17 protein-coding genes and 6 pseudogenes are annotated in these 20,254 nt (G+C 65.4%); 17 read left to right on the forward strand and 6 right to left on the reverse strand.

Going from position 1 to position 20,254, the window contains the following annotated elements:
* Positions 1-7: 7 nt before the first annotated feature.
* From OL239_RS02150 to OL239_RS02175, 7 genes and pseudogenes are all read left to right on the forward strand, one after another.
* Positions 8-715, forward strand: a complete 708-nt coding sequence (locus OL239_RS02150) for a fumarylacetoacetate hydrolase family protein (protein WP_268910542.1) — start codon at positions 8-10, stop codon at positions 713-715.
* Complete coding sequence (locus OL239_RS02155) at positions 685-891, forward strand: fumarylacetoacetate hydrolase family protein (protein ID WP_268910543.1); 207 nt, start codon at positions 685-687, stop codon at positions 889-891. The genes OL239_RS02150 and OL239_RS02155 overlap by 31 nt, the downstream gene beginning before the upstream one ends.
* A gap of 126 nt (positions 892-1,017) precedes the next feature.
* A pseudogene (locus OL239_RS02160) lies at positions 1,018-1,824 on the forward strand (CaiB/BaiF CoA transferase family protein); the annotation flags it as partial.
* A gap of 20 nt (positions 1,825-1,844) precedes the next feature.
* Positions 1,845-2,111: a CoA transferase gene (locus OL239_RS19930; protein WP_442864193.1), complete on the forward strand. Its 267-nt coding sequence runs from the start codon at positions 1,845-1,847 to the stop codon at positions 2,109-2,111.
* A 5-nt stretch (positions 2,112-2,116) separates the two neighbouring features.
* Positions 2,117-3,276: pseudogene (locus OL239_RS02165) on the forward strand (acyl-CoA dehydrogenase family protein).
* 4 nt (positions 3,277-3,280) lie between these two features.
* Entirely contained in the window at positions 3,281-4,489 is a 1,209-nt protein-coding gene (lhgO, locus tag OL239_RS02170) for an L-2-hydroxyglutarate oxidase (protein ID WP_268911640.1), read from the forward strand.
* Positions 4,490-4,606: 117 nt separating this feature from the next.
* Entirely contained in the window at positions 4,607-5,488 is an 882-nt protein-coding gene (locus OL239_RS02175; RefSeq protein ID WP_268910544.1) for a manganese catalase family protein, read from the forward strand.
* 13 nt (positions 5,489-5,501) lie between these two features.
* On the opposite strand, the gene OL239_RS02180 is transcribed toward OL239_RS02175, so the two are convergent.
* Entirely contained in the window at positions 5,502-5,750 is a 249-nt protein-coding gene (locus OL239_RS02180) for a hypothetical protein (protein WP_268910545.1), read from the reverse strand.
* A gap of 332 nt (positions 5,751-6,082) precedes the next feature.
* On the opposite strand from OL239_RS02180, the gene OL239_RS02185 reads away from it, so the two are divergent.
* Complete coding sequence (locus OL239_RS02185; RefSeq protein WP_268910546.1) at positions 6,083-6,964, forward strand: manganese catalase family protein; 882 nt, start codon at positions 6,083-6,085, stop codon at positions 6,962-6,964.
* Between the two features lie 229 nt (positions 6,965-7,193).
* Positions 7,194-7,466 (forward strand): annotated as a pseudogene (locus OL239_RS19935) (glycosyltransferase); the annotation flags it as partial.
* Positions 7,467-8,039: 573 nt separating this feature from the next.
* Here OL239_RS19935 and OL239_RS02195 read toward each other — a convergent pair.
* Positions 8,040-9,534: pseudogene (locus OL239_RS02195) on the reverse strand (DHA2 family efflux MFS transporter permease subunit).
* A gap of 252 nt (positions 9,535-9,786) precedes the next feature.
* Between OL239_RS02195 and OL239_RS02200 the strand changes: the two are divergent.
* Complete coding sequence (locus OL239_RS02200) at positions 9,787-11,139, forward strand: MFS transporter (protein ID WP_268910547.1); 1,353 nt, start codon at positions 9,787-9,789, stop codon at positions 11,137-11,139.
* Between the two features lie 95 nt (positions 11,140-11,234).
* The gene (locus OL239_RS02205; protein WP_268910548.1) at positions 11,235-12,341 is read left to right on the forward strand and encodes an alcohol dehydrogenase catalytic domain-containing protein; all 1,107 of its coding nucleotides are present in this window, start codon (positions 11,235-11,237) and stop codon (positions 12,339-12,341) included.
* Positions 12,342-12,388: 47 nt separating this feature from the next.
* Here OL239_RS02205 and OL239_RS02210 read toward each other — a convergent pair whose 3' ends face one another.
* Both OL239_RS02210 and corA read right to left on the reverse strand, forming a co-directional pair.
* Positions 12,389-12,790, reverse strand: coding sequence for an META domain-containing protein (locus OL239_RS02210; RefSeq protein WP_268910549.1), 402 nt, complete (start codon positions 12,788-12,790; stop codon positions 12,389-12,391).
* 98 nt (positions 12,791-12,888) lie between these two features.
* The gene (gene corA / locus OL239_RS02215) at positions 12,889-13,884 is read right to left on the reverse strand and encodes a magnesium/cobalt transporter CorA (protein ID WP_268910550.1); all 996 of its coding nucleotides are present in this window, start codon (positions 13,882-13,884) and stop codon (positions 12,889-12,891) included.
* Between the two features lie 177 nt (positions 13,885-14,061).
* On the opposite strand from corA, the gene OL239_RS02220 reads away from it, so the two are divergent.
* From OL239_RS02220 to OL239_RS02245, 6 genes are all read left to right on the forward strand, one after another.
* Complete coding sequence (locus tag OL239_RS02220; protein ID WP_268910551.1) at positions 14,062-14,529, forward strand: acetamidase/formamidase family protein; 468 nt, start codon at positions 14,062-14,064, stop codon at positions 14,527-14,529.
* A 56-nt stretch (positions 14,530-14,585) separates the two neighbouring features.
* Positions 14,586-14,915, forward strand: coding sequence for an acetamidase/formamidase family protein (locus OL239_RS02225; protein ID WP_268911641.1), 330 nt, complete (start codon positions 14,586-14,588; stop codon positions 14,913-14,915).
* Positions 14,798-15,061 carry a hypothetical protein gene (locus OL239_RS02230; protein WP_268911830.1) on the forward strand — a complete coding sequence of 88 codons (264 nt, stop codon included), beginning with the start codon at positions 14,798-14,800 and terminating at the stop codon, positions 15,059-15,061. The genes OL239_RS02225 and OL239_RS02230 overlap by 118 nt, the downstream gene beginning before the upstream one ends.
* A gap of 41 nt (positions 15,062-15,102) precedes the next feature.
* The gene (locus OL239_RS02235) at positions 15,103-15,864 is read left to right on the forward strand and encodes an SDR family NAD(P)-dependent oxidoreductase (protein ID WP_268910552.1); all 762 of its coding nucleotides are present in this window, start codon (positions 15,103-15,105) and stop codon (positions 15,862-15,864) included.
* Positions 15,865-16,427: 563 nt separating this feature from the next.
* Complete coding sequence (locus OL239_RS02240; protein WP_268910553.1) at positions 16,428-16,973, forward strand: hypothetical protein; 546 nt, start codon at positions 16,428-16,430, stop codon at positions 16,971-16,973.
* A complete protein-coding gene (locus OL239_RS02245; protein WP_268910554.1) occupies positions 16,961-17,806 on the forward strand; it encodes a hypothetical protein in 846 nt (281 codons plus the stop codon). The genes OL239_RS02240 and OL239_RS02245 overlap by 13 nt, the downstream gene beginning before the upstream one ends.
* 71 nt (positions 17,807-17,877) lie before the next feature.
* Here OL239_RS02245 and OL239_RS02250 read toward each other — a convergent pair.
* Positions 17,878-18,216 (reverse strand): annotated as a pseudogene (locus OL239_RS02250) (IS3 family transposase); the annotation flags it as partial.
* 145 nt (positions 18,217-18,361) lie between these two features.
* A pseudogene (locus OL239_RS02255) lies at positions 18,362-20,246 on the reverse strand (heavy metal translocating P-type ATPase).
* Between the last annotated feature and the right edge of the window lie 8 nt (positions 20,247-20,254).

Consider the following 20,254-nt stretch of genomic DNA (forward strand, 5'->3'; position numbering starts at 1 on the left):
ACCTTCAGTGAATTCCCGCATCCTGCACCTGTGTTCCCTCCACGAGGACACCTCCACCTTCGAACACCCGCAGGAGGCCGCCGCCGTGGTGCATCCGCAGCGCGGAGCCGCGCTGGTCCGCGACCTGCTGCCGGGGTTCACCGGCGATCTGCTGGACGTTCTCACCGGAGAGCTCCTCGATGATTTGGAGGACGCCGCCGACAAGGCCGGCGACGGCATCTTCAGAGATCCCGGGTCGGTTTCCTACGGGGCGCCCTACCGGCATCCCCGGATGCTCTGGGGGATCGGGCTGAACTACGTGGAGCACGCCTCGGACCTGTCGGAAGCCGTGCCCGATGAGCCGGCCTCCTTCATCAAAGGCGACCACACGGTGATCGGGCCCGGCGAAGCCATTCCCATCCCGGAACAGAGCAACCGCACCACGGCCGAGGCGGAGGTGGGCGTGGTGATCGGCCGCTACTGCCGCAACGTGGAACCGGACGACGCACTGTCCTACGCGGCGGGTTTGGTTCCGGTGCTGGACCAGACGGCGGAGGACATCCTGGAACGCAATCCGCGCTTCCTGACCCGGTCCAAGAACTTCCCGGGCTTCTTTTCGTTTGGCCCGCGCATTGTTCCCCTGGAATCCGCAGTGGGGGAGGGGGTCTGGCGGATCTGCAGGTCTCCACCGTCATCAACGGGGAGGTGCTGCGCACCAACACGGTTTCGCACATGAGATACGACCCGGCGTTCCTAATCAGCTTCCACAGCAAGGTGATGCCCCTGTATCCCGGGGACATCATTTCCACCGGCACCCCGGGCGCCATCCGGATCAAGCCCGGTGACACCGCCGAGTGCCGGGTGGGCGGGCTGGATCCGCTGTCCAACCCGGTCACCGGCCCCGCCCAGTAGTCCGCCGCCGAGGAGATCCCGTTGACCACGAACCGCAAAACCCGGGCCGGCGCTGGCTCCGGACCGCTGCATGGCCTAAAGATCGCCGATTTTTCCCGCGTTCTCGCGGGTCCGTACGCCTCCATGATGCTCGCTGACTTCGGCGCCGACGTCATCAAGGTGGAAAGCCCCGCCGGAGACGACACCCGGTCCTGGGTGCCGCCGGTGGACGGGCATGGCATGGGAACGTACTTCTCCAGCGTCAACCGCAACAAGCGCTCAACCGTGTGCGACCTGCGCACGGCAGAAGGATTGGCCTCCGCCCGGGCCACCGCGCTCGCGGCCGACGTCGTGCTGGAGAACTTCCGGCCCGGCGTCATGGAACGGTTCGGCTTGGACTACGAGTCGCTGCGGCACCACCGGCCGGACCTCATTTACTGCTCGGTCACCGGATTCGGCGGCACGGGCGGGGCGCACCTGCCCGGCTACGACCTCCTGGTCCAGGCCGTCGGCGGGCTGATGAGCGTGACCGGAACGCGCGACGCCGAGCCCAGCAAGGTGGGTGTGGCGCTGGTGGATGTGATCACCGGACAAAACGCCGTGGTTGGCATTCTGGCGGCCCTGCGTTCGCGGGAGGAAACCGGCAGCGGCCAGCTGGTGGAGGTCAATCTGTTGTCCTCGCTCCTGTCGGCGCTGGTCAACCAGGCCGCCAGCACCCTGGCCACCGGAGAACCGCCGCAGCGGATGGGCAACGCGCATCCCAGCATCGCCCCCTACGAGACGCTGGAAACCGGTGACGGCCCGCTGGCCGTCGCGGTCGGCACCGACCGCCAATTCGAGGCCCTGGTCCGGCTGATCGGAGTCCCCGAACTGGCCGCGGACGGCCGCTTCCGGACCAACGCGGCCCGGGTGGCCCACCGGGCCGACCTCAAGGACCTCCTAGAGGACCGGCTGCGCCGGAAACCCGCTGCCGAGTGGGCCCCCCTGCTGAACGGCCAGGAGTTCCCGCCGGGAAGGTCAACACCATTTCCGAGGCGCTGCAGCTCGCCGGAGACCTGGGGCTGGCACCCGTTGTCACCATCGGCCACCCGGCCGGAGAAAGGACCAGCCGGCAAGTCGCCAACCCGATCAGGCTCTCGGGCACGCCCGCCGGCTACCGCCTCCCGCCGCCGGAACTCGGCGAGCACCCCCACGCACGCTTTGACAGTGCGGCCCGGGCCGCCGCCCCAACCCGAAAGTGAAGACCATGACGGACAACACCGATCTTCTGGACATCGATTCCCTCTTGTCGGCCGGGAACTGGCCCTGCGGGCCCGGGTGCGGGCCTTCGTGGACGCCGAGATCAAGCCCAATATTTCCCGCTGGTACGACAGCGCACATTTTCCGCTGGAAATCGTGCCGCAAATGGCCAGCCTGGGGCTGCTCGGCATGCATTTGGAGGGTTACGGCTGCCCCGGACGGAGCTCGGTCGAATACGGCCTGGCCGCCCTGGAACTGGAGGCAGGGGACTCGGGGCTGCGCACCTTTGTTTCCGTGCAGGGTTCCCTGGCGATGAGCGCGATCCACAAGCACGGGTCGGAGGAACAGAAAAACGAATGGCTGCCGCGCATGGCAGCCGGAACCGCCATCGGGTGCTTCGCGCTCACCGAGCCCACTGCCGGCTCCGACCCGGGCAACATGCTCACTCATGCGCGGCGCGACGGGGAGGACTGGGTCATCAACGGGTCCAAGCGCTGGATCGGATTGGCGTCAGCGGCGCAGGTGGCAGTGGTGTGGGCCATGACCGAGGACGGCGTCCGCGGGTTTGTGGTCCCAACCGACACTCCCGGATTCAAAGCCACCCCCATTGCGCACAAACTGTCGATGCGGGCTTCCATCCAGTGCGATGTCGAGATCACCGAGCTTCGCCTGCCCGGAAGCGCGATGCTGCCCAAGGCTAAGGGTCTCCGCGGCCCCTTCGAATGCCTCAACGAAGCGCGGTACGGGATTATCTGGGGTGCCATGGGCGCTGCCCGCGACAGCTATGAGGCTGCACTGGCCTATGCGGGGGAGCGGCTGCAGTTCGAAAAGCCGCTGGCCGGATACCAGCTCACTCAGGAAAAACTGGTGAACATGGCGCTGGAGATCAACAAGGGAATCCTGCTGGCCCTGCAGATCGGACGGTTGAAGGATGCGGGCCGTCTGCAGAAGCACCAGATCTCCGTCGGCAAGCTGAACAACTGCCGGGAAGCCATTGCCATCTGCCGGGAAGCGCGCACCATCCTGGGCGGCAACGGCATCACATTGGACTACTCGCCCCTGCGGCACGCGAACAATCTGGAATCCGTGCGGACCTACGAGGGCACCGACGAGGTCCATTTGCTCATTCTGGGCCAGCACCTCACGGGCATCTCGGCGTTCCGGTGACGTGATGGTTGCCCCCGCCTCGAGCAACAGCGTCATCGTCGCCGGCGCCGGCATTGTCGGGTTGGCTGCGGCCTATGAACTTGGCCGGCGCGGTCACCGCGTGACGGTGCTGGATAAGGAAGCTTCGGAAGCCGTCCACCAAACCGGCAACAACTCCGGCGTGATCCATTCCGGCCTTTACTATGCCCCGGGCAGCCTCAAAGCCACGCTGGGCACTGCCGGCGCCGCTTCGATGAAGGCTTTCGCACAGGCCCACGGCGTCGACGTCGAAATCACCGGCAAGCTGGTGGTTGCCACCACGGAAAGCCAGCTGCCCGCGCTGAAGGAGCTGCTCCGCCGGGGGATGGAAAACGGTGTTCCCTGCCGTCTCATTGGACCCGGCGGGGCCCGCGGCTATGAGCCCTACGTTCAGTGCGTGGCCGCCCTGCGGGTGGAGAGCACCGGAATCGTTGATTACCGCGGCATTTGCGCCGTCCTGGTGCGGCTGATCCGGGAGGGCGGCGGAGAGATCCACTTTCACAGCGAAATTACGGCGGTGCGCTCGGATTCCAGGGGAGTGACGGTGGAGACGGTCTCCGGAACGCACCGGGCCGACGGCTTCGTCAACTGTGCCGGCCTGCACAGCGACCGCGTTGCCCGGCTGGCCGGGCTGCGGCCCGAGGTGCGGATCATTCCGTTCCGGGGCGAATACTACGAGCTGGCGCCGGAACTGGCGCATTTGGTGAATGGCCTCATCTACCCGGTGCCGGATCCCGCCTTTCCCTTCCTGGGCGTCCATCTCACCAAGATGACCACCGGAGCCGTACACGCAGGGCCGAACGCCGTCTTTGCCTTTGCCCGGGAAGGCTACAGCTGGTTGAACGTCAACCCACGGGACCTGATGGACAGCGCCGCATGGCCCGGGCTCTGGAAGCTTGGGGCCAAATTTTGGCGGGTGGGCGTGGGTGAGGCAGCGCGCTCGCTGTCCCGGAAACGCTTCCTCTCCGGGCTGCGGCAACTGGTCCCGTCACTGCCTGACGACTGCCTCGTGCCGGCCCATGCCGGGGTTCGTGCCCAGGCCATGAGGCGCAATGGAGCCCTTGTGGATGACTTCCTGTATGAACGGGCGCCCCGGCAAATCCATGTGCTCAACTCGCCGTCGCCGGCAGCCACCGCAGGGCTGGAAATCGGCCGTTTGATAGCCGACGAGCTGGAAAGGGAAAGTGATAAGTAGGCTGGCTACTCTTCCGTCGGTGCGGGTTCCCGGACTACGTTGACCACACGTGCACCGGCTCGCCGGCCCCTCACGGAGGTGCGGAACCGGGTGCTCCAACCCCTCCCGGAGGTACTTATGTTTTTTCACAAGCAGGAGCTTCAATTCAAGTCCACACCGGACCAGCCTGATGCCGTCTATGCCCGCAAGCTCCAGGAAGTCCTGGGCGGGCAGTACGGTGAAATCTCGGTGGCCATGCAGTACGAATTCCAGGCCTGGAACACTCATATCCCCGGGAAATACCGGGACCTGTTGTTCGGCATCGGCGCGGAGGAAATGGGCCATGTGGAGATGCTGGCCATCATGATCGCCCAGCTGCTGGAAAAGGCCCCGCTGGGCATCACCGAGGACGCGGTCCAAAACGATCCCACGGTGGCCGCCGTGGTGGGGGGCATGGACGTGCAGCACGCCATCGTGGCCGGCGCCGGCGCACGCCCGGTGGACTCCAACGGCAACCCCTGGCAGGGCAGCTACATCACCGCCAGCGGTAACCTGCTGGCGGATTTCACGGCCAATGCCAACGCGGAAATGCAGGGCCGGCTGCAGGTGGCCCGACTCTATCACATGACCGATGACCATGGCGTGCGGGACCTGCTCTCGTTCCTGCTGGCGCGGGACACCATGCACCAAAATCAATGGACCACTGCCGCTCTGGAACTGCAGGCAAACGACATGGAGCAGCTGCCGGTGCCGTCCAACTTCCCGCTGAACAAGGAATACCGTGAAGTTTCCTACCAGTACCTGAACTTCTCGGACGGCAAGACGGCGTCCGAAGGTACCTGGGCGTCGGGTCCGGCGCCGGACGGGCACGGTGAGTTCACGTACCATGACGGCCCAACCACTTCGGCGCCCATGCCGCCGCCCACCCATCCCGATTCCCGCTACTACGGCACCACGGAGCTGCCCAATGTCGTGGAAAAAACGGCCGGAGCAGTTCAGGACAAGCTGAACAGGGAATAGTCGGGCGGTGCGTTCAGGCGGGGCGGTCCAGGGCGTCCCGCCTGTCTGCGCGCGTGCTAAGCGCCTCCCCCAGGGCGTTGTACCAGTCCGCAGCTTCCAGTGACGGGTAGTCGGCATCCAGCTGCTCATAGACGCGGTCCGCCAGGCTCTGCAGCGTCGTCGTTGGAAGAGCCGCCAGCCCCGGGGTATCGCTGGGGTCAGTTGGAAGCCCCAGGGAATGCAGCTGGTCGGGAACGAAAGGCTTCAGGTATCTGGTTCTCACCAGCCGGACCTCCCGGCGCGGCGGTCAGCAGTCTCCATGCCAGCCGGATCAACATCCGGGCGGATCAGTGCGTTCAATGTGTGTCCCATAGTTTCCCCGGGCCATTAAATAATGGCGGAAATCATGGCGCGCTTCTGGGCCGTACGGGGATCATATCCCCTCGGCGTCCGGGGCCGCAATCCCCGGCGGTTTCGATGCTGCGCGCAGTTGGGTTTCCCGTCGCCGGAAGAATAGAAAGCTTGCTTATAAGTTTACTTCTGAGCTAATTTTCTAGCATCAGACCGCGGGCCCGGGAACAGGGCCGTAAGCCGGAACACCATCGGAGGTGCAGATTGTTTTTTCACAAACAGGAACTCCAATTCAAGGCCACACCCGAAAAACCTGATGCCGTCTATGCGCGCAAGCTCCAGGAGGTCCTGGGCGGGCAGTACGGTGAGATTACCGTTGCCATGCAGTACGGGTTCCAGGCCTGGAACTCCCACATCCCCGGCAAATACCGCGACCTGCTGTATGGCATCGGGGCCGAGGAGATGGGCCACGTGGAGATGCTGGCCATCATGATCGCCCAGCTGCTGGAAAAGGCCCCGCTGGGCATCACCGAGGACGCGGTCCAGAACGACCCGACAGTAGCGGCCGTGGTGGGCGGTATGGATGTGCAGCAGGCCATTGTGGCCGGCGCCGGCGCACGTCCGGTGGACTCCAACGGCAACCCCTGGCAGGGCAGCTACATCACCGCCAGCGGTAACCTGCTGGCGGATTTCACGGCCAATGCGAATGCGGAAATGCAGGGCCGGCTGCAGGTGGCCCGGCTGTACCACATGACCGATGACCACGGCGTGCGGGACATGCTCTCCTTCCTGCTGGCCCGTGACACCATGCACCAGAACCAGTGGCTTGCCGCGGCGAAGGAACTGCAGGCTGAGGGTGCCGAGTCGCTGCCCGTGCCGTCCAACTTCCCGATCAAGAAGGAGGAGCGGACGGTTTCCTACCAGTACCTGAACTTCTCCGACGGCAACACGGCGTCCGAGGGATCCTGGGCCTCCGGCCCCACCCCGGACGGGCTGGGCGAGTTCAGCTACCACGACGGTCCGACGACGTCGGCCCCCATGCCGCCGCCCACCCGGGTGGACGCCCGTTACTACGGCACCACCGACCTGCCCAACGCCGTCGAAAAGATGGCGGGCAGCGTCCAGGACAAGCTGCACAAGGAATAAGAGGGCCGGAGTTCCGCGGTCTCCTCCCCAGGCGGCCGCGGAACTCTGCCACCGCCTGGGAGGAGGCGACGTGAGCGGGACCGCGGTGGCGGCGGGGGCTCCGGCGGGCGCAGCGCCGCAGCTGGCCGACGCCGGATACATCCTGCCGCTCAAATGGAGCAATGACGCGGAACTGGAGCCGTTGTGCGCCTACCTCGGGCAATTGAGCCGCTGGATTAAAGTCCTGGTCGTGGACGGATCGCCGGATGACCTGTTTGAAGCCCACGCGCGGGCCTTTCCCGGTGCGGTGCACCATGTCAGGCCTGACCATCCGGGCTGCGCCAACGGAAAGGTGGCCGGGGTGCTCACCGGAGTGCGGCTTGCCGGGCGGGAATACCTGGTGATCGCCGACGACGACGTGAGGTACACCCGCGCGGCGCTGGAGCGGGCGGTTGCGCTTCTGGCCGGGGCCGACGTCGTGCGCCCCCAAAACTACTACCCGGCCCCGCTGCCATGGCATGCCCGGTGGGACACGGCCAGGACCCTGGTCAACCGGGCGTTCGGATCGGACTACCCCGGCACGCTGGTCCTCCGGAAGTCCACGCTGGAGGCTGCCGGCGGTTACAGCGGGAATGTATTGTTCGAAAACCTGGAACTGATACGCACCGTCCGCGCGGCGGGAGGCCGGGAGGTGCGCGCCGATGACCTGTTTGTTCCCCGGATTCCGTGCCCGGTTCAGCACTTCCGCCGCCAGCGGGTGCGGCAGGCCTATGACGACTTTGCCCAGCCGCCGCGGCTGGCTGCCGAGCTGGTGCTGCTGCCGGCGGCGCTGCTGTGCCTGCGGAAACCGGCCGGCCCGGCCTTATATGCCGCCGCCGCGGTCCTCGTGGCCGAAGCAGGCCGCCGGCGTGCCCGGGGAACAGAGGTGTTCAGCCCCGCCGCCGCGCTCTGGGCTCCGCTGTGGATGCTGGAGCGCGCTGTCTGTGTTTGGCTTGCGGTGGGCTGGCGTCTGTGCGGCGGGATTCCCTACCGCGGAAGGCGGCTGCGTATTGCCGGACATTCCCTGCGCCGGCTCCGCAGGATGCAGCAGCCGCGGTTACCGGCTGCGGGCAGTCTTCGCGGAGCCTTCCGCCCCGGCGGACGGGGCCGGGGAAGGGCTCCAGGGCTGGGGGCGGGCATAAAAGAGGGCCGCAGCCAGGCCGATCAGGATGACAACCGCGGGCAGGTACAGGGACTGTCCCATCGCGGCGGCGTAGCCGGCGGCCAGCGGCTCGGGCAGGGTCCGCCGGAGGACTGCTCTCCGGCCGCACCGGCTCCTAACTGGGCCGTGAGCCGGGACTGCATGATGGCGGCAATGGCGCTGCTGCCGATGACGGCCCCGAACTGGCGGGTGGTGTTGTAAACACCGGAGCCCGCCCCGGCGACGGCGGGGGCAAGGTTCCGGGTGGCGGTCAGGGACACCGGGGACCAAATGCAGGAATTGGCCAGGCCCATGAGCGCGATGGGCAGCATCAGCTGCCAGTACGGCGTGTCCGGAGTCAGGATGCTTCCGAGCCAGAACAGGGATACGGACAGGGCGGCAAAGCCTGCGGCAGCCATGTACTTGGGGTTGCCCCGCTGGGCCAGCTTGCCCGCCAGCGGCGCCAGGACACCGGACAGTACGGCCATGGGTGTGAGCAGCAGCGCTGCCTGCGTCGGGCTGAGCCCCCGGACGGTCTGTGCATAAAGGAACAGCGGGAGGGAGAACGCCGTGATGGCGAATCCCATCGCCGTGATGGAGGTGTTCGCGAGCGAGAAGTTCCGGTCCCGGAACAGGCCCAGGGGCAGGAGCGGTTCCCGGGGTTAATCCGCTGCCACAGGATGAACAGGCCCAGCAGGACAAGGCCCGCAATGATCAGCGACCACACTGACAGCGGACCGGCGATGGTGCCCCAGTTGTAGGACTCGCCCTCCTGGATGCCGAAGACCAGGCAGAACAATCCGGCCGCACTGAGGAACACGCCCGGCATGTCGAAGCGGTGCACGGCAGTGGGCAGTTTCGGTACCAGCCGGAAGGCCATGATGAACCCCACAATTCCCACCGGGACGTTGATGAAGAAGATCCATTCCCAGCCAAGGCTGTCCACGAGGACCCCGCCCAGGATCGGACCCACCAGGGTGGCAACCCCGGCTGTGGCGCCCCACAGGCCCAGTGCCGTGCCACGGTTCTCCGGCGGGAAAATGCGGGTGATCACCGACATTGTCTGCGGCGTCATGAGTGCCGCGCCCAAACCCTGGACCACGCGTGCCAGGATCAGCATGTCCGCCGTATCGGCGAAACCGCACCAGGCGCTGGATGCCGTGAAGACCACCAGCCCCGCAAGGTAGACACGCCTGGGCCCGAAGCGGTCACCGAGCCTGCCGGTGACCAGCAGTGGAACGGCATAGGCCAGGAGATACGCGCTAATGACCCAAATGACCTTGTCAATGTCGGCGTCCAGGTCAGCCATGATGGCCGGGGTGGCCACGTTCACGATGGTGGAATCGACCAGGATCATGAAGAAGCCGATCACGAGTGACCAGAGTGCCGGCCAGGGCTTGATGTTATCCAAAGGAAGGTGCCGTTCAGTGCGGGAAAGGGGGAACAGGGAGGAGCGGAAACCGAAGACCATTCTGGACTTCTTTTTCCGCCCTTCCAACCCCCGCGGACGCCTGCCGGTCCGCCGCCTGCTGCGGCGGGCATTCTTCCCTGCGCCACATGCTGTGTGCTGCGTCACATCGGGTGTAATTTGGTGGTCGACGGCATGACCGGCCGTTCAGTTATTGCCGCGCAGGTTCACATGCCAGATAACAACGGAGTTTTCATGAGCAACTACACTGCAGCGCAGCCCCACAGCCGCATGACGCAGGAGGAACGCAAAGTCCTCGCCGGAACGCTGGTTGGCACCACGATCGAATGGTACGACTTCTTTATCTATGCCCAGGCTGCCGGGCTTGTCCTGGCGACCCTGTATTTCGGCCCGGTCAGCGAGGGGCCGCTGGGGCAGGTGGTGTCCTTCGCGACCATCGGCATCAGTTTTCTCTTCCGCCCGCTGGGCGCCGTCGTCGCCGGCCACCTCGGAGACAAACTGGGCCGCAAGAAGATGCTGGTCTTCACCCTGCTCATGATGGGTGCCTCAACAGCCTTGATCGGCCTGGTCCCCACCTACGCCCAAATCGGCGTCGCAGCCCCGATCCTGCTGGTGCTGCTGCGCATCCTGCAGGGGTTCTCGGCCGGCGGCGAATGGGGCGGTGCCGCCCTGCTGTCGGTGGAACACGCACCCGCCAACAAACGGGGCCTCTTCGGGGCCTACCCGCAGATCGGCGTCCCCATCGGCATGATCCTGGCGACCTTCGTCATGTATCTACTGAGCACCAGCCTCAGCGAAGAGCAGTTCCTCTCCTGGGGCTGGCGGATTCCGTTCCTGTTCTCCGTGGTGCTGATCGGCGTCGGATACTTCATCCGCCGCTCCGTGGCGGAAAGCCCGGTCTTCAAGGAAATCCAGGAACGCAAGAGGGAATCATCGGCGCCGCTGGCCCAGCTGTTCAAGCACAACAGCCGGGAAGTCGTCCTGAGCGCGCTGATCTTTGTTGCCAACAATGCCGCCGGCTATCTGGTCATCGCGTTCTTCGCGTCCTACGCCACGGGCAAGGCCGAAGCCGGGGGACTGGGCATGGACCGCCCCGCCGTCCTGCTCGCCACCACGCTGGGTTCCTTCGGCTGGCTGATCTTTACGCTCTACGGCGGGATACTCTCCGACCGGATCGGCCGCATCCGGACGTTCCAGATCGGCTACGCGTGGGTCTTCCTGTGGTCGGTGCCAATGTTCCTGCTCATCGACACGGCCAACATCGTGCTGTTTGCCGTGTCCATCTTCGTGCTGACCATCGGGCTGGGGCTCTCCTACGGTCCGCAGTCGGCCCTGTACGCGGAGATGTTTCCGGCCCGGGTGCGGTACTCCGGCGTCTCCATCGGGTACGCGCTCGGCGCGATTCTCGGCGGCGCGTTTGCCCCGGCCATCGCGCAGATGCTGCTCAACGAAACGGGCTGGTCCCCGTCCATCGGCATCTACATCATGGTGCTGTGCGTCATCTCCTTTGGTGCCGTGACCCTGGTTCGGGAAACGAAGGGGGTCGACCTGCACGTTGAGGCTGCACAACCGCAGGCCCGCTCCTGATCCCGAGTCCTGAGGAATGGCGGGCAGGGTTTCGGGAGGAACCGGTAGATTGCAGGAAAGAAACCAGCTAGTGGTCAACAGATGAGGCGGAGCGCATGAAAATCCGGGGTGCAGTTCTGGAGCAGGTGGGTAAATCCGCAAAGTATGCCGACTCGCTGCCGCTTACGGTTTGCGATGTGGAGCTTGATGCCCCGGAGCGCGGTGAAATCCTTATCCGGATAGAGTGCGCAGGAATCTGCCATTCGGATCTGTCCGTGGTGAACGGGGACCGGGTGCGGCCCGTGCCCATGCTGCTGGGCCACGAAGCCTCCGGCATCGTGGAAAGCGTGGGCGGTGACGTGCTGGACCTGGTCCCCGGGGACCGCGTGGTGATGACGTTCCTCCCACGGTGCGGGTCCTGCCGGGGCTGCCAATCCAATGGCCTGCTGCCGTGCAGCGAAGGTACTGCGGCGAACACCGCGGGGACCCTGCTCTCCGGAGGAGTCCGGCTTCACCGGGGAGACGCCCAGGTGCTGCACCATCTGGGCGTCTCAGGTTTCGCCACCCACGCCGTCGTTGACCAGCGGTCGGTGGTGAAGGTGGACGCGGATGTTCCCCCCGAGGTCGCTGCCCTCCTGGGGTGTGCTGTCCTGACCGGCGGAGGTGCCGTACTGAACCTGGCCAGACCGGTGACAGGAGACACGCTGATCGTGGTGGGCCTGGGCGGCGTCGGCATGGCGGCCCTGCTCACAGCCCGCGCACTGGGGGCGGAAGTCATAGGAATCGATGCGAATCCGGACAAGCTGGACCAGGCCGTGGCGCTGGGTGCTGCAGCTGCCTACCGTCCGGCGGATGCGCAGTCCGGAGCAATTACGGCGCCCGTGGTGGTGGAAGCGGCCGGGAACGCCCGGGCCTTCGAGACCGCCGTCGCCCTGACGGGGCCGGGCGGTACCACGATTACCGTGGGGCTGCCGGCACCGGACGCCATGGCCCGGGTTTCGCCGCTCACACTGGTTGCGGAGGCCCGGACGATCATCGGCAGCTATTTGGGCTCTGCCGTGCCGTCCCGGGATATCCCCGTCTTTGCCGATTTGTGGCGTCAGGGCCGGCTGCCGGTGGAGAAACTGGTCTCTGCCCGGATCGGGCTCGGGGATATCAACCGGGCCATGGATGATTTGGCTGAAGGGCGCGCCCTGCGGCAGATCATCCACTTCGACGGGTAGGGCGGGAGTGGACCGCGAAGCCGGCGCTGACGGTGCCGGTGCCGAGTCTAGCGCTGGAGGGTGCCGATCGGCTCGCCGTCCCCGTCGAACAACTCCAGCGTGTCGCCGTTCACTTCAGCTGTGGCTGCAGCGGAAAGCCAGGTATCGACGTCCATGCAGGCGACCAGCGTGGTGGCCATGTCGCTGAGGACGACGGAGCTGCCGTCCTGTGTCCAGCTGCCCATCATGTGATTGCAGCCGTCCGTTCCGTTGACGCGTCCGTCGGAGGCAAAGTCCAGTGAGGGAGCGCTGGAATTACTGGTGTCACCCCAGGAGCCTTCGACCGATGGTGTTCCGGAGCCCGGACTGTCTGCGCAGGACGCCAGGGCGCCCGTGGCCAGCAGCGCCGCTGCCACCATGAGGGCGGCATGCTGCGGCCGGCGGAAAATGAAGGGTGCCCTGGAACGCATACACACCGTCCTGTTCTTAGTGCCGGGAGAATACCCGGATCATATGCCGCACGGAAGGCGAAGCGAAACCACAGCTCCGGCTCATCCGAACGGATGATTCAAAGCCATTTGTTTCGCTTAAACGTGGCGTACAGGATGACGGCCATCACTCCCATGGCCACTACGGCCAGCGGATATCCCCATTCCCAGGACAGTTCAGGCATGTGTTCGAAGTTCATGCCGTAAATGGTTCCCACCAGGGTCGGGGCAAAGAGGATGGCGGCCCAGGACGAGATGCGTTTGACCTGTTCATTCTGTTCGATGCTGGTTTCCGCCAACCGGTTCGAAGCCAGCGTGGAGGCCAGATTCAGGGCGTTTTCCAGCAGGGCGCGGTACGCGTTGACCCGGTCAATCAGGCGCAGGACATGGTCCAGCACGTCGCCGAGGTTGTCCCGCAGCTCCGCGGGGACCCCCAGCTCTTCGGGTTTGCGCTGCAGGGCTCCCACGACGTCCTCCAGCGGAGAGAGCGCCCGCTGGAACTGGATCACCTCGCGGGAGAGTTCGTAGATGCGGCGTGATACCTCCACATCGCCGCCGAAGAGCTGGTCCTCGATTTCGTCGATGTCATTCTCCAGCCCGGCTGCCACCGGTGCGTATTCATCCACGACCTGGTCCAGGACGGCATAGAGGACGGCGTGCGGGCCAAGCGCCAGCAGGTCCGGTTCCTGTTCCAGCCGTTTGCGCACCCGGCCAAGATCCGGAGACTCGGCGTGCCGGACCGTAACCACGAAGTTGGGACCGACAAATACATGCAGCTCGCCAAACTCCACCCGCTCGAGGTCGTCGAGATAGCGGGCCGGGCGGAGCACTGCGAACAGCGTGTCGCCGTAGTGCTCCAGCTTGGCCCGCTGGTGCCCGGCCAGGGCATCTTCCACGCTCAGCAGGTTCAGTCCGAATTCTTCGGCGACGGCCAGCAGTTCGACGTCGTCGGGCCGGTACAGGCCAATCCACGCCATCCCGCCGGAGGAGCGCGTCAACTCGAAGGTCTCGTCGAGGTTGTCCGGAGTGTGTTGCCGCTTGCCGTCCACATACACGCCGTTGTCGATCAAGGTCATGGACGTCCCCTAGCTGGTTGAACTGTGATCCGGCCGCGGCTGTATCCGGACCGTTGTCCATTATCCCTCCCGCCGGCAGTCCGGTGGATGGTCAGGGGTTCGAAGGCTGCCGGCGGAGCTCTTTCCGTGGCTTTGGGAGCTGTTGTCTGTCAAAAGCGGTGCCTATAGTATCCGGGCATGGAGACCGTCGAATACAGGCCCAGTCGTGATCAACTTGTCTATACTTTCGGGGGAGCAGCCCCGGTGCTGCGGATAAAACCGGGAACAGCGCTGAATTTGTGGTCCGAGGATGCCTTCAACAATGCCTTGACGTCGGTTGAGGATCTGTCCAGTGAAAAAGTCGATTTGAATTTTGTGAATCCGCAGACCGGACCCTTTTATGTTGAAGGGGCAGAGCCCGGGGACACGCTTGTCCTGCATATCGTGGACCTATCTCCCGCCCGGAGTTACGGCGCGTCAGCCACCATTCCATTTTTCGGCGGCCTGACGAGTACCGACCGGACGGCTTTTTGCAGGATCCGCTGCCCGACACCACCTGGATTTACCACGTTGACTCCGTACGGCAGACGGTGGGATTCCAGGCCCGCTTCGGAGACTTCGACATTGCGCTTCCTCTTGAACCGATGCTCGGCACCGTGGGCGTAGCGCCGCCGGGCGGGGAGGTGCGCTCCTCGCTGGTGCCGGAGCGCTTTGGCGGCAACATGGATTCCCCGGAGGTAAAGGCTGGAACGACGGTCTACCTCGGGGTCAACCAGGAGGGTGCCTTGTTTTCCGTCGGCGACGGACACTACCGGCAGGGGGAGGGCGAAGCCTGCGGCACCGCTGTTGAGGGAGCGATGAACTCCACGATCATCGTGGAACTGATTAAGGGCGGAGCCCGGCCTGGCCGCGGCTGGAGACCGACACGGAGTGGATGGCGGTTGGCTCCTCGCGTCCCATGGAGGACTCCTGGCGGATTGGGCAGGTGGAGATGGTTCGCTGGTTTGGTGAGCTTTTCGGGCTCCATCAGATGGACGCATACCAGTTGCTGACCCAGACCGCGCTTGCCCCCATTGCCAACGCTGTGGACGCCAACTACAGCGTGGTGGTCAAGGCACGGAAGGCACTGTTTCCGCCCGCTGACGCCTATGAGGGTATCCACGCGGATCTCCGCCGCCGCAGTGCCGAACTCGTCTAAGCAGTACCGAACTCGTTTAACACGCACCCGGAAGGATCATCATGGATCTGCAGCTGACCGGAAAGACTGCGCTGGTGACCGGAGGAACGCGGGGGATCGGCCGGGCCATCGTGGAAACGTTCCTGGCGGAAGGCGCCAACGTGGCCTTCTGCGCCCGCAACGCCTCCCAAGTGGCGGAGACGGAGGAGGTTCTGGCTGCCGTGGGACCGCTGGTGGAGGGCACGGCTGTGGACATGGGGGATGCTGCGGCGGTGGGACGCTGGGTTGAGGGCGCGGCCGAACGCTTTAGCGGAATCGACGCGGTGGTCAGCAACGTCAGCGCCCTCGCCATCGACGATTCCGACGCAGGGTGGCAGGCCTCCCTCGATGTGGATCTGCTGGGCACCGTACGCCTCATGAAGGCAGCGATTCCGCACGTTCGGGGCAGTTCCGCTCCCTCCCTCGTTGCCATCTCCAGTGTCTCCGGGCGGGAAGTGGACTTCACCTCCGGACCCTACGGAACGGTGAAGTCCGCGCTCATTGCGTACATGGCCGGCCTGGCTTTCCAGCTGGTCGACGAGGGGATCCGGGCCAACACTGTCTCGCCCGGAAACACGTATCACGACGGCGGAGTGTGGCAGAGCATCGAGGCAAACAACCCGGAACTCTTCGCCGCATCGATGGCACTCAACCCCACCGGGCGGATGGGGGTCCCGCAGGAAGTAGCCGACGCCGTCGTCTTCCTCTCCAGCCCCGTCTCCAGCCGAACAACCGGCGCAAACCTCCTCGTGGACGGCGGGCTCTCGCGCGGTATCCAGTTTTAGCCGCTGGTTTCCTAGGTGCCGGGTTCTTATGAACGGAACTCGCAACGGTAGTACGAAACGTTCAGGAGTATTTCGTGCACCCCAGCCGAAGCGTTCGGGCCACTTGTACCGGACATTTTTATGCGCGGGGTTTATGCAAATCCTCGGCGCCAGTTTCGACATTGCAAGGCTCCTGGGGAGGGGAAGCGGTGGCAGCGCGTCACACTGGGGGACCGGCTTACGGGCTGGCGTGGCTGCCGCTGCCGCTGCTGCGGCTAAGGCTCGGCCGGGCGACGTCGTTGTGCGCCCTGTGGCGGCCTACCCCACGTACGGCATGGGGACCGGGTTGCGGACGCTAATACTGCTCGGTTTCGCGGAACGCGGCCATATTCGGCGCGCAGTGAACGCCGACCCACGTCATTGACATGCCGTGGAATTCTGCTCCGAGTCGGTCCAGGCCGCTGCGGAGGAAGTATCTCGTGCGTGCCGGCATTCGCGGGGATGTGAATAGTCCCCGGGGACCGCGATTAGGATAGCGACACCCGGTAAGTCGAATTATCCGGTCTCGTGTACCACCAGGGGGAATGAATTTGATTAGGCACGCCGTTGCACCCGTTCTCGCAGTGCTGCTGCTCGCGACCGGTTGCGCTCCGTCGTCGCCGGACCCGGCTGACGCCACCGCAACAGGTGACCTGACTCCCTCCCGCAGCTCCGCCTCGAGTGCAGTGGACCCGGCCCAAACGTCAACTCCCACCGCCTCGGAACGGCCAACCTTGGGCAAGCCGGCCTCGTACCAGGAAGGTTTCCCCTACGCGAGCGGTGCCCTTCCGGCACAATGGTTGAGCCAGGCCGGATGGTACGCACCGAAGGGTGCGGGCGCGGAGGTCATCGGCGACCTGGCGGCGTTCGTGGATCAGGATCTGCAGACCCGGGACCAGACCCTGGTAGTGACCAACAGCGCCGGTGAGATCCTGTATCGGTCCCCGTCCCTTGCCCTGGACCCGGAGCAGCGCGTCGAGCCGACCCTGGACCGGGTCCGGCAGAACGGGAAAGAGTTCTTCACGTTCTATCAAATCGGCGTGCCGCTCCAGTCCGGCACCGCTCAGGGGCAGCACCTGTGGCACAGCTGATCGTCGTCGACGAGTCGGGGAAAGCCAAAGTGCTTGAAGATCAGGTGACGGGCCTCCGGCCCACCTCCACCCATGCCGGCAACGGCGCCCTCGCCTTTACGGCCACCGACGGCGGACTCGGCATGCACAGCGGCGTCACGGCCGGCCCGGAGGCTCCCAACTTCGTTCGAGTGCTCAATGCCGAGACAGGAACACTGGAGCAGATTCCGGAAATCGAGGGCCAGTCCTGGCTGGCCCGCATCGATGGGGTGGATGTATACCGCTCGCCCCGGGCAGCCGGCCCGCAGCAGGGCCTGCCGGAGGCGACGCTTAGCGTCGGTGACTGGTCGACGACGTTCGCGGACCAGGCGTCCGGGTCCATCGTCTTCGGGTCCTCGTTCGTTTCCGTCCGGAAGGTTGACGACACCTGCGAGACAGTTGACGTGCACACCGGGAAACCGGTGTCCTTCGAAGGCGCGGCCCAGGGATGCGCTTACCCGACGGCTCGGCTGCCCAAATACGCAGCAGCTGCGAGTCCTAATGGTGAGCTGTACCTGATGCACTGGCAGGATGAGCAGGGCGTTGACGCTCAGTGGGCGGTGAATCTGAAGACCGGAGAGCAAAAGCGGATTGACCCGGCGTCGGACTTCTACCCGGCTGTGATTTCCAACGCAGGCGACGTCTATGGCCGGAACTCCGCCGGCGATGCGACTGGATACCTGAAGTTCCCGGAGCAGATGGAACCGCAGTTCGCCGCGCTGCAGCAGGACCTGCCGACGGCGGTCACGGATCAGGGTCTCGGGATGTTCAAGTACGAGGATCTGCCGACTTACTTCGCCGTGCCGGTCCAATAGACCGGAATGATCTGAGCCTGGTTTTGGTGCTGGAAAGACGGGACTGCCCCGACTTTTTGTTGACTCGGGTATTAGGCCGCTAAGAGCGGCGTTCGGTTGATTGTTTCATATTCAATGGGCGTGAGTTTTCCCAGCCGTCTTTGCCGTCGCCGGCGGTGGTAAGTCCTTTCGATCCAGGTCGTGATGGCCAGCCGGAGTTCTTGTCGGGTGCCCCAGCGCTGACGATCCAGGACGTTCTTTTGCAGCAGCGAGAAGAACGATTCCATCGCGGCGTCCTTGACCGCGCAGAGGTAGAGCTTGCCCTCAGGGGTGGGGTGCTCGGTGATGTCGGTGAGCCAGAGCTCGTTCGGTGCCGCGGCGGTGAAGTTCCGCTCCGCCAGGTCGTCGTGGACCGGTGGTCCGGGTGTTTTGTAAGCAGAGCATCGGCGTGGCCTACAATTTCGGCTGTCTTTTGGCGGCGAAATTCGATCCACGCCTCGGTCGTTTCTCCGTCAGCATTGGAGCTGGTCCGGATGCAGGGTTTGCCCCGGGCTGCGAAGCGGACACCATTCTTCCCTAGGCCCGCACTTCACGCACTGTCCGGGGCTCCGGCGGAACGGCAGGCGCCGGTGCCGCCGATCTTCCGGCGCCCAGCGCGCGCAGCGCATTTAGGATGGCGGCCAGATCCACCAGTTCCTGGGTCAGGGCCCCGGCGACGGCGGGGATGAACCCAAAGGCGGCGGTAAGCATCAGCCCCACGCTGAGGCTGATGCCCAGCCAGATGCTGCCCAGCGCCACACGCATCGTCCGCCGGCCGATGTCGACGGCGTCGGCCACTTTGGAGATGTCGTCGGTGACAATCACGGCATCGGCGGACTCCCCGGCGGCCGTGGACCCGCGGGCGCCCATGGCAATCCCGACGTCGGCGGCGGCCAGCACCGGCGCGTCATTCACGCCGTCACCAACCATGATCACCGGCCGCTGTGGCAGGGCCGCGACCAGGCGGACCTTGTCCTCGGGCAGCAGCTCGGCGTGAACAGTCGATATGCCCAGCGCGGCAGCGGTGGTTTCCGCCGAGATCCGGCCGTCTCCGGTAAGCATCACCGGTGCTTCCAGCCCGAGCGCCGCCAGCCGGTCCAGAGTGGCGCGCGCGTTGTCCCGCGGAGTATCACTGAGGGCCAGCGTGCCCGCGAACCGGCCGTCAATTCCGACGTAGACCATGAGCCGGCCCGAGGCGGGTGTCGTAACCGTGCCGGTGACCGCAGCCGCCACAAACCGGTGCTTGCCCACCAGTACGGTGCGCCCGCCAATGAGCGCCTGCACTCCGTTGGTGGCCACTTCCGATGCCGAGAGTGCCGGGCGAAGGGCCAGTCCGCGGTCCAGGGCAGCAGTTTGCACGGCGGCAGCCAGCACATGGGAGGAGTACTGCTCGGCGGAGGCAGCGAGCTGCAGCACCTCATCGGCGGTGAACGGCGGCTCGGGGTGAACGGACACCAGGCGCGGCCTGCCGTAGGTCAGGGTGCCGGTCTTGTCGAACGCAATGCTCCGGGCCCGGGCCAGCTGCTGCAGCGTGGCTCCGCCTTTGACGATGATGCCGCTGCGGGCGGAGCGGCTCATCCCGCCCAGGAAGGCCACCGGGGCAGCGATCAGCAGCGGGCATGGAGTGGCCAGCACCAATACCTCGGCGAAGCGCACCGGATCTCCGCTGAGCAGCCAGGCAGCACCGGCGATGGCCAGGGAAACCGCAGTAAACGGCACTGCGAACCGGTCCGCGAGCCGCACCACCGGTGCTTTGGATTCCGAGGCTTCCCGGACCAGCGCCACGATCCGCTGGTACTGGCTGTTCTCCGTCGTCGCGGTGGCCCGGATCCGCACGGCATGGGATCCGTTCACGGATCCACTCATCACGCTCTCCCGCGGTGCGGGTGACCGGCAGGGACTCTCCGGTCAGTGACGACTCGTCAAAGGATGCTTCGGCACTGAGCAGTACGCCGTCCACGGGAACCAGCTCTGCGGGCTTGACCAGCAGGACGTCTCCGATAACGACGTCGGCGGCAGGGACATCGGTTGGTGTCCCGCTCCCGGCGTCCAACCGGTGCGCTGTCTGGGGTGCCCGTTCCAGCAGCGCATCGAGCTCGCTGCGGGCCCGGCTGGCGGCATAGTCTTCCAGGGCCTGGCCGCCCGAGAGCATCAGCACAATGATCAGGGCGGCAACGTATTCGCCCACTGCTACCGTGGCGAGGATGGCGAGCACCGCCAGGACATCGAGTCCCCAGTGGCCGCGGCGCAGGTCGCGGATCATTTGGGCGCCGGTCACTGCGGCGACCAGCAGGGCATACCCGGAAGCGAGCCAGGCGGCGGCATCGCGCCACCCGGTTCCGAGCAGCAGCAGGACCGCCAGCCCGACGACGGCCGTTGCCGCCACCACCGGATATTTCCGGATCACTGAAAGCCTTTTCATGGTTTCGT

The organism is Arthrobacter sp. ATA002, assembly GCF_026898095.1.
Classification (GTDB): domain Bacteria; phylum Actinomycetota; class Actinomycetes; order Actinomycetales; family Micrococcaceae; genus Arthrobacter_B.